This is a genomic window from Lentzea sp. CC55 (genome assembly GCF_021056325.1).
GTDB classification, from domain to species: Bacteria; Actinomycetota; Actinomycetes; order Mycobacteriales; family Pseudonocardiaceae; genus Lentzea; species Lentzea jiangxiensis.
Genome location: NZ_JAJCXE010000006.1, coordinates 15,964 through 28,520, shown reverse-complemented (window position 1 = coordinate 28,520; position 12,557 = coordinate 15,964). Strand labels below are relative to the sequence as shown.

The 12,557-nt window shown below is 69.4% G+C and carries 11 protein-coding genes; 3 read left to right on the top strand and 8 right to left on the bottom strand.

Annotation, left to right across the window (positions count from 1 at the left end; genetic code table 11):
* Positions 1-37: 37 nt before the first annotated feature.
* From L6E10_RS04180 to L6E10_RS04160, 5 genes are all read right to left on the bottom strand, one after another.
* Positions 38-1,774 (bottom strand): LpqB family beta-propeller domain-containing protein, encoded by a 1,737-nt coding sequence (locus L6E10_RS04180; protein WP_236216958.1) that lies wholly within the window; start codon positions 1,772-1,774, stop codon positions 38-40.
* Entirely contained in the window at positions 1,771-3,531 is a 1,761-nt protein-coding gene (gene mtrB / locus L6E10_RS04175; RefSeq protein WP_236216956.1) for an MtrAB system histidine kinase MtrB, read from the bottom strand. The genes L6E10_RS04180 and mtrB overlap by 4 nt, the downstream gene beginning before the upstream one ends.
* A 10-nt stretch (positions 3,532-3,541) precedes the next feature.
* Entirely contained in the window at positions 3,542-4,219 is a 678-nt protein-coding gene (gene mtrA, locus L6E10_RS04170; protein ID WP_030471262.1) for an MtrAB system response regulator MtrA, read from the bottom strand.
* A gap of 185 nt (positions 4,220-4,404) precedes the next feature.
* Complete coding sequence (locus tag L6E10_RS04165) at positions 4,405-5,235, bottom strand: SAM-dependent methyltransferase (protein WP_236216954.1); 831 nt, start codon at positions 5,233-5,235, stop codon at positions 4,405-4,407.
* A 76-nt stretch (positions 5,236-5,311) separates the two neighbouring features.
* Positions 5,312-5,956: a dTMP kinase gene (locus L6E10_RS04160; protein WP_236216952.1), complete on the bottom strand. Its 645-nt coding sequence runs from the start codon at positions 5,954-5,956 to the stop codon at positions 5,312-5,314.
* Between the two features lie 142 nt (positions 5,957-6,098).
* Here L6E10_RS04160 and L6E10_RS04155 point away from each other — a divergent pair, with 142 nt between their 5' ends.
* Positions 6,099-7,067, top strand: coding sequence for a hypothetical protein (locus L6E10_RS04155; protein ID WP_236216950.1), 969 nt, complete (start codon positions 6,099-6,101; stop codon positions 7,065-7,067).
* Positions 7,068-7,136: 69 nt separating this feature from the next.
* Here L6E10_RS04155 and L6E10_RS04150 read toward each other — a convergent pair whose 3' ends face one another.
* The gene (locus L6E10_RS04150) at positions 7,137-9,260 is read right to left on the bottom strand and encodes a hypothetical protein (RefSeq protein WP_236216948.1); all 2,124 of its coding nucleotides are present in this window, start codon (positions 9,258-9,260) and stop codon (positions 7,137-7,139) included.
* A gap of 143 nt (positions 9,261-9,403) precedes the next feature.
* Between L6E10_RS04150 and L6E10_RS39735 the strand changes: the two genes are divergently transcribed.
* On the top strand, positions 9,404-10,258 hold the full coding sequence (locus tag L6E10_RS39735; RefSeq protein WP_236216946.1) for a helix-turn-helix transcriptional regulator: 855 nt from the start codon (positions 9,404-9,406) through the stop codon (positions 10,256-10,258).
* A complete protein-coding gene (locus tag L6E10_RS04140; RefSeq protein WP_308102659.1) occupies positions 10,158-10,448 on the top strand; it encodes a DUF397 domain-containing protein in 291 nt (96 codons plus the stop codon). Before L6E10_RS39735 ends, L6E10_RS04140 begins: the two co-directional genes overlap by 101 nt.
* Here L6E10_RS04140 and L6E10_RS04135 read toward each other — a convergent pair.
* Both L6E10_RS04135 and ahcY read right to left on the bottom strand, forming a co-directional pair.
* Positions 10,390-10,851, bottom strand: coding sequence for a hypothetical protein (locus tag L6E10_RS04135; RefSeq protein ID WP_236216942.1), 462 nt, complete (start codon positions 10,849-10,851; stop codon positions 10,390-10,392). The two genes, L6E10_RS04140 and L6E10_RS04135, sit on opposite strands and share 59 nt — an antisense overlap.
* 220 nt (positions 10,852-11,071) lie before the next feature.
* Positions 11,072-12,535 (bottom strand): adenosylhomocysteinase, encoded by a 1,464-nt coding sequence (gene ahcY / locus L6E10_RS04130; protein ID WP_236216940.1) that lies wholly within the window; start codon positions 12,533-12,535, stop codon positions 11,072-11,074.
* Positions 12,536-12,557: the final 22 nt, after the last annotated feature.

Sequence of the window (12,557 nt, the reverse complement as noted above, 5' to 3'; positions counted from 1 at the left end):
ACCACGCCTCCCAGGGCGCGCACGGCACCGCTCCGGCTCAGCCCGGGTAGAACACCAGCGAGCCCGGCGGCACCCGGATCCCGCTCGACTTCCACACGTCGGTGATGTCCGACGCCGACCACAGCCCGGAGGGGTCGATCACCTGCACCTGACGCGCGGGCGCCGAAGCCACCGAACCCACCGGCACAGTGAGGTTCGACTGGCTGTAGCGGTCCATCCGGTAGCCGTCGGTGTAGACCTTCGTGACCGGCCAGGAGGGCAGCGAGGAGGACACCGCCAGCACGTCCTGGGAGAGCCAGTCGATCGACTGCACCGCCGATCCCAGGGTCGAGGGCTGCAGCTGCCGGGGTGCGCGCAGGGCGACGTCCTGGTTGTCGCGCACCACGGAGGCGACGTAGAGCTTGCCGGCGATCACCAGGGCGGCTCGGGTGCCGTCGCGGGACAGGCGCAGTTCGCTGATCGCGCCGAACGGCTCGATGTCGGTGATGTTGACGCCCTTGGCGGTCCAGCTGCCGTTGTCGGACCGGGTCACGCGGGCCACGGACTTGCCGTCCACGGCCGTCCACACCTCGATGCCGGGTTCCTTGGGGCCGGTGGAGAGCAGCCACGTCGGTCTGGAGAGCGTGGTGGCGGGCAGGTCCACTTCGGACAGGTCCTGCTCCAGCTCTCCGATGCGCAGGCGCACCCCGCCGCCGGAGCGGGACACGACGGCGAGGCGTGAGCCGTCGAGCGACTGCGCCGCCGAGACCGCGCCGTACGTGCCGGCGCCGGCGGGGCCCTTGATCGGGTTGCCGTCGGTGAGCGAGCGGATCGACCCGTCCACCACGAGCATGCCCTGGAGGTTCGCGTTCAGCGCCAGCAACGACTCGCCCGCGGTCGCCGACACGTCGGACGGCCGGTAGTCGCGTTGGTCCGGCAGGATCTGCTGACCCTCGACGAGCACCCGCACGCGCGAGGAGGTGATGCCGGAGAACGACTTCACCACCTGTGCGACGATCTGCTTGCGCTTCTCGGGGGTGAGGTCCTTGCCCACGTTGGTGAGGTTGACCTCGAGGGCGCCGTCGTCGGACTCCTTGGTGTCGGAGAACTTGTCGGCGTCCGAGCCGAGCGCGCTCACCAGCGTGTCGCGCACCGCGTCGCCGGGGCCCTTGACCAGCAGCTCGGTCACGCGCGTCGGGATGCTCGTCGCGGGCGGGATCACGACGTAGCGCGGGTCGGGCACCAGGACGGTGAACTCGGGGTTGTAGAAGTAGAGCGTGATGCGGCGGTACGCGTTGTTGAACAGGCTCTGCGGCATGTAGACGCCCGGCGGCGGTTCGGAGATGCGCCACTGGTTGTCGGCGTTGCGCTCGACCTTCACGGCCTTCTGGAAGTCGCCGAGCTGCGGCACGAACGCGTTGTCGCTGCCGAGACGGCCGACGTACTTGCCCTGCAGCAGAACGGTCTGCGTCTTCTCCTGCGGCGCCTGCGAGCTCGGCACGGTGGAGAAACCGGTCTCGATGATCGTGGGGTTCTTGGTGTCCCACTTCTTCGCGGCTTCCGGCGTCAGGAACGCGCGGGCGGCCGCGTAGTCGCCGTCCGGGTTGGAGGTCGCGTCGATGAAGTCGCGCACGAGCATGAACGGGTCGATGTTCTGGCGCGGTTCGGGTGCGTCCGGGGCGTCGGCGCCCTTGCTGTCCTTGGGGCCGATCGGTTTCGGCTGGGTGTTCGTCGGGATCGCGGCGCAACCGGTCAGGGTGACGAGGACGAGCCACAGCAACGCGAACCGCTTCACCGCACGTCCTCCGAAACCTCGTCCGGCGACTTCTCCGCGCCGGTGCCGTCGACGGGCTCCGCGGGCTGCCAGGTGATCTCCTCCGGCCGCAGCTCGATCTCGCCCGGCTCCTCGGGCGCTACCGGCTCCTCGCTCACCACGACGGGTTCGTGCTCGATCGCGGGCGCGAGCGGCAACGGGCTCTCGCGCAGTTCTTCGCCGTGCCTGCGCGGCAACGTCAGGCGGAACACGGCGCCGTGGCCGGGTTCGCCCCACGCCTCCAGCCAGCCGCCGTGCAGGCGGGCGTCCTCCAGCGAGATCGACAGGCCGAGGCCGGTGCCGCCGGTGCGGCGGTTGCGCGACGGGTCCGCGCGCCAGAATCGGCTGAAGACCAGTTCCGCCTCGCCTTGCCGCAGACCGACGCCGTGGTCCCGCACGGTGATCGCGACGGCGTCGGCGTTGCCGCGCATGGTGAGTTCGACGGGCTGGCCCTCGCCGTGGTCGATGGCGTTCGCCAGCAGGTTGCGCAGGATCCGTTCCACGCGGCGGGAGTCGAGCTCCGCGGTGAGCTCGTCGTCCGGCAGGTCGAGCACGACCGGCGAGTTGGCGCTCGTGGAGATCGCGCGCACCGAGTCGTGCGCGCGGCGGGCCAGCACGCGGATGTCGACCTGCTCGGCGGTCAGCTCCTCGACGCCGGCGTCGAGGCGGGAGATCTCCAGCAGGTCGCCGAGGAGCGACTCGAACCGGTCGAGCTCGTCGACCAGCAGCTCGGTGGAGCGGGCGAGGCCGGCGGGGAACTGCTCGCGGGAGGCGTGCAGGACGTCCGCGGCCATGCGCACCGTCGTCAGCGGTGTGCGCAGCTCGTGCGAGACGTCGGAGGTGAAGCGGCGCTGCAGCTGGCCGAACTCCTCCAGCTGCTTGAACTGGGCCTGGATCGACTCGGCCATCTCGTTGAACGACTCGGCCAGGCGGGCCACGTCGTCCTCGCCGACGACGTGCATGCGTTCGTGCAGCGTGCCGTCCGCGAACCGCTCCGCGACCTCGGCCGCCTGCCGCACCGGCCGGACGACCTGGCGCGTCACCAGGTTCGCGATCAGCGCGAGCAGGACCAGCAGCACTATTCCGCCGACCGCGAGCGTCGACTGCACCACCTCGGCGGTGCGCTGCTCGGCGGTCAGCGGGAAGATCAGGTACATCTGCATGGAGCGCGCGGACGTGCTGATCGGCAGGCCCACGACGAACAAGGTCGTCGCCGCGCCGTCGCGCTGCACCGTGTGGATCTGGGTGCCCTCGGTGCCGTTCTCGACCATCTCGCGCAGGCCGCGCGGCACGTCCTCGAGCTTGCCGACGGAGGGCACGCGCCCGGCGCCGGCCGAGCCCAGTCCGTCCGCCAGCACCGGTTCGAACGCCCCGGCGCCCGCCGTCGTGGCGTCGGTCCCGTTGCCGCCGACGGCGAGCTTGTTGATCGCGCTGGTGAACCGCGTCTGCACGCTGTCCGGGCCGGGGTTCAGGCCGACGAGGTCGGACTGGATCAGCGCCCGCGACGCCATCGCCTGGCGCACCGCGGCCTCGTCCTTGGTGTTCAGCAGCTGGTTGGTGATCTGCATCTGCAGCACCATGCCCAGCACGAACACCACGGCGGACGAGAGCGCGAGCGTGGACACGACGACGCGCAACTGCAGCGACCGACGCCAGAGGTCACCGAACGCGGCCCACCGCTTGCGCGCCTCCTCGGCGAGGAGCTGCGCCTTCGCGACGACCGGACGAACGAACTTCATACGTCACCTGTCACGGAGGGCCGGCCTTGTAGCCGACACCGCGGACAGTCAACACCACCTCGGGGTGCTCCGGGTCCCGTTCGACCTTGGACCGCAGCCGCTGCACGTGGACGTTCACCAGGCGGGTGTCGGCGGCGTGGCGGTAGCCCCACACCTGCTCGAGCAGCACCTCGCGGGTGAAGACCTGGCGCGGCTTGCGGGCGAGCGCGACGAGGAGGTCGAACTCCAGCGGCGTGAGCTGGATCGGACGGCCCTCGCGCAGCACCTCGTGGCCGGGGACGTCGATCGTGAGGTCGCCGATCTGCAGGACCTCGGACGGCTCCGCCTCGGTGCGGCGCAGGCGCGCCCGGATGCGGGCGACCAGCTCCTTCGGCTTGAACGGCTTGACGACGTAGTCGTCCGCGCCGGACTCGAGGCCCAGCACCACGTCGACCGTGTCGCTCTTCGCGGTGAGCATCACGATCGGCACGCCCGACTCGGACCTGATCGCCTTGCAGACGTCGATGCCGTTCATGCCGGGCAGCATCAGGTCGAGCAGCACGAGGTCGGGCTTGAGCTCGCGCAGCGCGGGCAGGGCACGGGCACCGTCGGCGACCACCGCGGTGTCGAAGCCCTCCCCGCGCAACACGATCGTCAGCATCTCCGCCAGGGCGGGGTCGTCATCGACGACGAGCACGCGTGCCTTCATGCTCAACATCGTCGCACTCCCGGCCGCGCGTTCGCGCACCACCCAGGCTCCGTTGCCGCTGGTGGCGATGTGCGCCCGTTCGGTAACCGGCCGGAACTGCCGCTCCACGTACCCCACCTCGCCCCGTTTGACCTGTTCGTCGCGGGAGTAACCGCGCGAGGGTCACCTTTCGTTACCGGGTGTTCTCAGGCCGGCCGAACGGCGGAGGCCAGCCAGATCCGCGCATCACCCACCTTCCGCGGGTCGGTGATCGCCGGAACAGCTCGTTCGTGCTTCGCGGCGAGGTCGACCTGGTGCGTGACCTCGGCGTCCCAGCCGTGGGCGTCGAGCCACCCGACCGGATCCTCCACGTCGGACTGCCACCGCGCGTCCATCGTGCCGAACCGCTGGTGCACGGCCCTCATCTGCGGCAGCTCCCGGAAGGCGCGGTTGACGTGTTCGAGCGCGAGCGTGCTGTCCCGGGCGGAGAGCGCGCTCACCCAGTACAGCAGCCGCTCGCCCGCGTCCGGCGGCAGGAACATGAACAGGCCCTCCAGCAACCACGCCGTGGGCCTGTTCGGGTCGAAGCCGGCGCGGATCAGGGCCGTCGGCCAGTCGTCGCGCAGGTCGCAGGGAACGACGACGCGCTCGCACGCGGGCCGGGCTCCCAGGTCGTGCAGGGCGTCCTCCTTGAACTCGACGAGCTCGGGCAGGTCGAGTTCGAAGAGTCTTGTGCCCGGTGGCCACTGCAACCGGAACGCCCGTGTGTCGAGGCCCGCGGCCATGACCACGACCTGGGGCCGGGGCGCGCCGAGGAGCACGTCGTCGAAGTACCGGGTGCGCAGGACGAAGTGGTCGCCCGCGAGGGTGCGCACGCCGTTGAGGTCGTTCGCGGAGCCGGCGGCCTGCACGAGACCGGCGGCGAGGGGGTCGTCGAAGAGGGGGTGGAGCCGGCTCTGCTCTTGTGCGCGGGCGGCAGCGATCAGCACCGCCGTACGGGCGACACCGACCGGGGGGCGCTGCAGGACACGCTTCAAATTGTGAACTCCTATACACTCACAGTTACGTACCGGACACTCGATCGTGTCAACCGGTACGCACGTGAGCGACCACTCAAGGAGTGAAGAGCGGTTCCACAAGCGAAGAAAAGTTCACGTTTGACCGCCCGTCCACCACTTGCCACGGCGCGAGCCAGCCGATCTTCGCCAATCCGTCGTAAACGACACCGCACCGGGCCTGCAACCCGCCATCGGATTCATAAATGTCACGGGCGCGCGACTCGTCGTCCTGCTCCCGCCTCGCCGCCCGCTCGGCCGCGACCTCGACGGGCACGCGCAGCAGCAGGTGCAGGTCCGGAACGGGCAGCCCGAAGCGCTCGATCTCGAGTTCGTGCACCCACCGCACGAACTCGCCGTTCTCGTCCTGGTGCAGACGCGCGGCGCTGTAGGCGGCACTGGACGCCACGTACCGGTCGAGCAGGACGACGTCGTGCTTCTCGAGGTCCTCGCGGATCTCCTCGGCCGCGCCGCGCCGGTCGAGCGCGTAGAGGACGGCCATGCCGTAGACCGAGTCGCTGAGGTCGCCGAGCCTGCCGTAGAGGCCGTCGCGGACCAGGTCGGCGTGGACGCTGCGGCCGTAACGCGGGAACGCGTGGGTGGCCACGGTCCTGCCCTGGGCACCGAGCGCCTCGGTCAAGCCGTTGGCGAGGGTGCGCTTGCCGGCGCCGTCGAGGCCTTCGATCACTACGAGCTTTCCCACGCCCGAACCCTAACGGGACCGGGTCCGACCACTCACACGGACGCAGCCCGTCCCCCACACGGGCGAAATCCGATCTTTCGATCACCAGAACGAGTGACTACGGTGAACAGTCACACGGCGCGTGTGAAGGGTAGGTGCCGCGGTGACCGCGGATTCCGGGCACGCCGAGTCGGTCAACGAGCCGACCGGTAACCCGACCGGGGGTCTGCCGACCCCACTCGCCGAGACGCTGCGCTACGGGCCGTTCCACCGCGCTTTGCGCGAGGCGATCGCCCACCGCGGCCTCTCGCTCGCCCGGCTGCGCGCCCACCTCGAACAACTCGGTGTCCAGGTGGGCCAGTCGACGCTCTCGTACTGGCAACGAGGCCTGCGGCACCCCGAAGTGCCGCGCGCGATAAGCACCGTGCGCGCGCTGGAGACGGTTCTGCGCCTGCCGCCATCGTCCTTGTTGGACCTCATCGGCCCGCGAACCGGGAACACCTACGCGCCGCGCCCGGTGGCGACGTGGCCCGAGCCCGCGCCGCTGCTGGCAGCGTTCGACTCCGTACCGGAAGCCGCACGCGGCAACGCGGACCTCGAAGTGCTGTCCGTCCACGACACCGTCCAGATAGGCATGCACCGCGAACAACGCTCCATCACCACACGGCTCGTCGTGCGCGCGTCGCGGCAGGGACCCGACCGGTACCTGGCGACGCACCACGGCGACGAAGGGGCGTTGATCGAGAACGCGATCGTGCGAGCCGGTGAAGGCTGCCGGCAGGGCCGTCTGCGCAGGGAGGGCGTCTCCCGCGCCCTGGCGGTCGAGATGCTGTTCGACCGGCGGCTCTCGGCCGGTGAGGAGCACGTCTTCAGCTTCACGATCGTCGACGACACCGGCAGCGCGACGCCGGGCCACCACCGGACGTTCCGCGACACGTGCGGCTCGTACCTCGTGCAGCTGTCGTTCCACCGGCGCGCGATGCCCGCGCGCTGCATGAAGCAGTTCCTGGCCTCGGCCGACGCGACGCCGGTCGACGTCGAGGAGCTGGTGTGCGGGCTCGGCGGCGTCGTCAGCGCGTACTTCGCGGACTTCGGGCCGGGCATCGCGGGCATCGCCGTCGAGTGGAGCTAGGACGAGGAAAGCGGGAGCGCTAATTGCTTGGAGTGTTAGGAGGAAGCACTCCCATGGCCTCGTCGTGGCTCACGCTAGCAGGGCGGAACCTCCAGGTTCCAGCAGTTTCGCGAGCTGGTCGACCGTCACGACGTGACGGCCTTCCGGCCTGGACAACGCGATGTGCAGCGCCGGTGCGTCCACAGTGGTCTTGCGGCGGATCAGCTCCGCGAGTCGCGCGACCGTGAAGTACCTGCGCCGCAACACACCCGAGGTGACCAGCCGAACCATGTCGCGGTTCGCCTCCAGCTGGTTCGACCACGGCGTGCCGCGCAGGTACAGGTGCAGCCACGTGCCGGTCCAGCCGGTCTCCGTCCGCTCGAAGATCACGGGCACGGCGATGTTGCCGTAGCCGTTCAACGGCATGCGGGCCTGCACGGTGCTCGGCTCGTACGGCTTTCCCAACTGGTCGAGGTCGCGGCCCATGAAGCCGAACATCGACTCCGCGACCTTGGTGAACGGCTCCCCCGAGAAGAGGTTCACCTGCGGCACGACGTACTTCGTCCGCACCGTGTGGCGCGGCACGTCGATGAACTCGGTCGCGCCCTCGGCCGCGTTGGTGAGGTCGCCGGAGTAGTACGCGCCGTCGTCGCTGAGGTTCGTCCACGACACCTGACCGACGTGCTCCAGCTTCTCGTTCAGCAGCACGGCCGACAGGTCGTAGTCGGTGGGCATCGCCGTCTGGCGCCAGTACGTGAAGAACCGCAGCAGCTCACCGTCGAGCGGCACCCGCGAACCGCGCGGCTGCACGCCGAAGCCGTCCTCGGAAGCGTTGCCGGACAACGGGACCACGACGTCGAGCGCGGCGGGTTCCACGGTCAGCCCGGACACCGCGGGCAGCCGCCGGACCAGGTCGTCCTCCAGCACCGAGGTGATGGCGGCGACCGCGTGCGCGTCGAGCGGCGGCCGGGTGTCGGCGGCGATCCACGCGCGGCGCGACCGGTTCGCGAACACCCTCGCCACGTCCGGCTTCCCGCGGTTCTCCAGGTGTTCGAGCACCGAGCAGACCACCCGGCCGGACACCTCGGGCACGACTTGGCGCACCGCGGCGACGATCACCGGGACGTCGTCCGCGGAACCGTTGCGCAGCAACCGGTCCAGCTGACGGAACAGCATGCCCGGAGCCGCGGTCAGGATCTCCGCCGCCTTGCGGACGTCGCCTGCCCGGAACGCCGTTTCCGTGCGTCCGGCGAACGACCTGGTGGCCTTCTCCCCGCGCGCGACGGCGAACACGTCCTGTGCGTGCGGCCACTGGCCGTACTCGTGCGGGTGCAACCGTTCGCCGAGCCGCTTCCAGGCTTCGCGCCGCTGAGGCACGTCGCCGAGCTTGCCCGCGTTGCCCGCGACGACCTCGTCGAGGGCGGCCAGCAGGACGCGGCGCTCGGAACGCCGGAACGACCGGAACCGCGTCGCCTCCAGCAACGTGACGTCGCCGCCGGACGCCTGGCAGGCCAGCCGCAGCACGTCGGTGACGGTGTCGACCCCGACCGGCGCCAGCCCGCCGTTCAGACGAGCGGCGTTGACGACCGCGCGGTTCTCCCGCAACGGGATGTCCTCGGGCACCTCGCCGATCCGCTCGGCCAGCTCGACGAACAGCGCCAGGTCGGCCTCGCCGAGCACGGTCGGGCTCGCCGCGAGGTCCAGGTAGAGGCGGCGGGTCTCCTCCTCGAGGGTGCCGCCGAGGTGCAGCACCGTGAGGCGGTTCTTGATCGACGGCACCAGCTCGTCGTGCGCCGCGAGGAGCTCCTCGTAGGTGTGCCGGCGGCGCCCGTACTCGGGCATCGCCAGCAGGTTGAAGAAGCCGTTGACGCGCAATTCCTCCGCCGGCACCTGCCGAGCGAGCGCGTCCCGCAGGCAGTCCGTCCAGAACTCGGCCGTGTCCGGAACATCGTGCGGGAACGTCAGGAAGTACGGGTTGTGCTTGACGTCGTCGCCGACGAGCCCGCGCACGGCGTCCACGATGGACTTCGTGTACGCGGTGGGCTGCGCGAAACCGGCGACGTGCTCCAGCAGTTCCTTCGAGGCCTTGAACCCGACCTTGAGCAGCACGGCGTCCAACTGCCGCGCGGCGGCCCGGCCGTCACCGGCGGCCCCGGCCGAGGTGGGCACGCGCAGAGTTCTCCGGATGACCGTCGTGAGCACGAGGTAAGTCAACCTCGCACGTCAACCGAGTTCCGCCACCACCGCCTCGCACCGCGCGGTCGAACCGGCAGGGCTCGAACCCGCTCGCCGCGCCGCGCGATTCCACCCGTTCGGGCACGCTGTTGTTGTCTCTCCATCGCCTAACGTCGGATTCCATGAACGGCGATCCGTCCACTCCATACAGCCGTGACCTGGGCGACGAGTTGCGGCAGGTCCGGGAGCGCTTCACCACCTTTCGCGGGCGGAAGATCGCCCGGATGCTCGGGTGGGATCCCGCGAAGGTCTCGAACATCGAGCACGGCAAGGTGCGCGCCACGGAGATCGACATCATCCAGTACCTGGGGCGGTGTGGCCGCAGCCAGGCCTTCATCACCGACTTCCTGGACAGGTACCGGTCGGCCTTCAACCCCTACTTCGTGCAGGTGCCCGACAACCTGCGCACGATGTCGCTGGCCGAGTCGATGGCGGACGAGATCATCAGCTACGACATGACCTCCATACCTGGCCTTGTGCAGTCGGAGGAGTACGCGTTCGGACTGTTCCGGGCGCGCGGCCTCGCGAGCCCGGAGGTGATCGAGAGGAACGTTCGCTTCCGCATGGAGCGGCAGGCGATCCTCCGACGCCACAACCGGCCGAAGTGCACCTTTTTCATCCACGAGTACGCGCTGCGGCTGAAGGTCGGCAGTGACGAGGTCATGGAGGACCAGCTCATGCGGTTGCTCTTCCACACGCACGTCATCCGGATCGTGCCCGCGACAAGTGGTGCTGCGGGTGTCTACTCGGCCAACTACGTGCTGTGGAAGTACGACAAGCGGAGCAACGTGGCCTACACGGAGTCGGATCTCGCCCAGGTGTTCGTGCAGGACCTAGCTGGCCTCAAGCACTGCAAGTCGATCTTCGCGCACCTGGATGCGCTCGCACTTGATGAGGAACAATCGCGGTCGATGGTGGCGGATCTCGCCAGCCGATCGCGGGAGGACCTCAGTGGCCGGAAACTGCACCTGGCGTAAGAGCAGCTACAGCGGTGGCACCGACGGGAGCAACTGCGTCGAGGTCGCGTTCTCCCAAGCCGTTCGCGTCCGCGACTCCAAGAACACCGCGGGCCCCGAGCTGACCTTCGGCGCCGAGGCCTGGCAGGAGTTCATCCGAGCTCGGCAGGCAGCGGCAGGCCGAGTTCCGCCAGGAACCGCCGGGTCTTGACCTCGACGAACACCTCGCCGTCGTCGATCTCGTCGACGTCCTCGGACTCGTCCCACTCGAAGGCGTCCGGGTCCTCGTCCTCGGCCAGGTACTGCAGCAGCTCGGCCTGCTTCGCCGGCACGTCACCGCCGGGGTTCAGCGCGCCCCACCACTCGGCCAGCCCCGCGGCCTCGCGCAGGGTGTCGGTCGGGTCGGAAGCGCTGGGGTTCTCGAAGTAGGTGCGCGGCGTCAAGCCCAGGTAGGCGACGCCCGAGCCGGGGCCGGCGGGGGCGTAGACGACCGAGGTGATGTCGCTGTCGTGGATGTCGATCCACAGGAACGGCTCGGCGAGCGGCGGCAGTTCGCCCTCGGACAGCGTCTTCCACGAGCCGTGCTCGTAGGCGTAGGTGCCGAAGAATCCCACCGCTGCCACTCCTCAACCGATACCGATGCCGACCTTGGCATTGCGCCGCCCGCGGATCGACCGGCGGTTCCCGTCGTCGACCACTTCGATTCTCCACGGCCTCCACTTCCGTCGAGAACAGCGGTGCCCCGAGCCCCGCGCACGTACCGAGCGAAGCAGCCCGGCCCGCCGAACGGCGACGAGCCCCCGCCCGGGCGGGCGGGGGCTCGTCAGCGTGAACTCAGTAGCGGTAGTGCTCCGGCTTGAACGGGCCCTCGACGTCGACGTCGATGTACTCGGCCTGCTCCTTGGTGAGCTTGGTCAGCTCGCCGCCGAGCGCCTCGAGGTGGATGCGCGCGACCTTCTCGTCGAGCACCTTCGGGAGGCGGTAGACCTCGTTGTCGTACTCCTTGTACTTGGTGAACAGCTCGATCTGCGCGATCACCTGGTTGGAGAAGGAGTTCGACATCACGAACGACGGGTGGCCCGTGGCGTTGCCCAGGTTCATCAGGCGGCCCTCGGACAGCACGATGATCGTGCGGCCCGACGGGAAGATCCACTCGTCGACCTGCGGCTTGATGTTGTTCTTGCGGATGCCGGGGTAGCGCTGGAGGCCGGCCATGTCGAGCTCGTTGTCGAAGTGGCCGACGTTGCCCAGGATCGCCTGGTGCTTCATCTGGGCCATGTGCTCGACGGTGACGACGTCCTTGTTGCCGGTCGTCGTGATGATGATGTCGGCGATCGGCAGGACGGACTCGAGGCGTGCGACCTGGTAGCCGTCCATGGCGGCCTGCAGGGCGCAGATCGGGTCGATCTCGGTGACGATGACGCGGGCACCCTGGGCGCGCAGGGACTCGGCGGAGCCCTTGCCGACGTCGCCGTAGCCGCAGACGACCGCGACCTTGCCGCCGATCAGGACGTCGGTGCCGCGGTTCAGGCCGTCGACCAGCGAGTGGCGGATGCCGTAGCGGTTGTCGAACTTCGACTTGGTGACGGCGTCGTTGACGTTGATGGCCGGGAAGAGCAGCTCACCGGCGGCGGCCAGCTGGTACAGGCGCATGACGCCCGTCGTGGTCTCCTCGGTGACGCCGCGGATGCCCTCCGCGATGTTCGTCCACTTCTTGCCGTCCTTCTCGAGCGACGCGCGGAGCGTGTCGAGGACGATGGTCCACTCCTCCGAGTCGTTCTCGTCGGCCGCCGGGACGACACCGGCCGCCTCGTACTGGACGCCCTTGTGGACGAGCAGGGTGGCGTCGCCACCGTCGTCCAGGATCATGTTCGGGCCCTTGCCGTCCGGCCAGGTGAGCATCTGCTCGGCCGTCCACCAGTACTCGGGGAGGGTCTCGCCCTTCCACGCGAAGCAGGAGATGCCCTTGGGCTCCTCCTCGGTTCCGTGGGGGCCGACGACGACGGCAGCGGCCGCGTGGTCCTGGGTCGAGAAGATGTTGCACGACGCCCAGCGCACCTCGGCGCCCAGGTCAACCAGGGTCTCGATGAGAACGGCCGTCTGGATGGTCATGTGCAGCGAGCCGGAGATGCGCGCGCCCTTGAGGGGGTACACCCCGGAGTACTCGCGGCGGAACGCCATCAAGCCGGGCATTTCGTGCTCGGCCAGACGGATCTCCTTGCGACCGAACTCGTGGAGCGACAGGTCGGCCACTGCGAAGTCGATGCCGTTGCGGGTCTGCAACCGGTCCGCGGTCATTGCGAAGTCCTCCAAGGCACTT

Bases quoted from the DNA above. Each gene is read 5' to 3' on its own strand.
- mtrB (WP_236216956.1), bottom strand. From the start codon at position 3,531: ATGAAGTTCGTTCGTCCGGTCGTCGCGAAGGCGCAGCTCCTCGCCGAG.
- mtrA (WP_030471262.1), bottom strand. From the start codon at position 4,219: ATGAAGGCACGCGTGCTCGTCGTCGATGACGACCCCGCCCTGGCGGAG.
- L6E10_RS39735 (WP_236216946.1), top strand. From the start codon at position 9,404: ATGAACGGCGATCCGTCCACTCCATACAGCCGTGACCTGGGCGACGAG.
- L6E10_RS04140 (WP_308102659.1), top strand. From the start codon at position 10,158: ATGCGCTCGCACTTGATGAGGAACAATCGCGGTCGATGGTGGCGGATC.
- ahcY (WP_236216940.1), bottom strand. From the start codon at position 12,535: ATGACCGCGGACCGGTTGCAGACCCGCAACGGCATCGACTTCGCAGTG.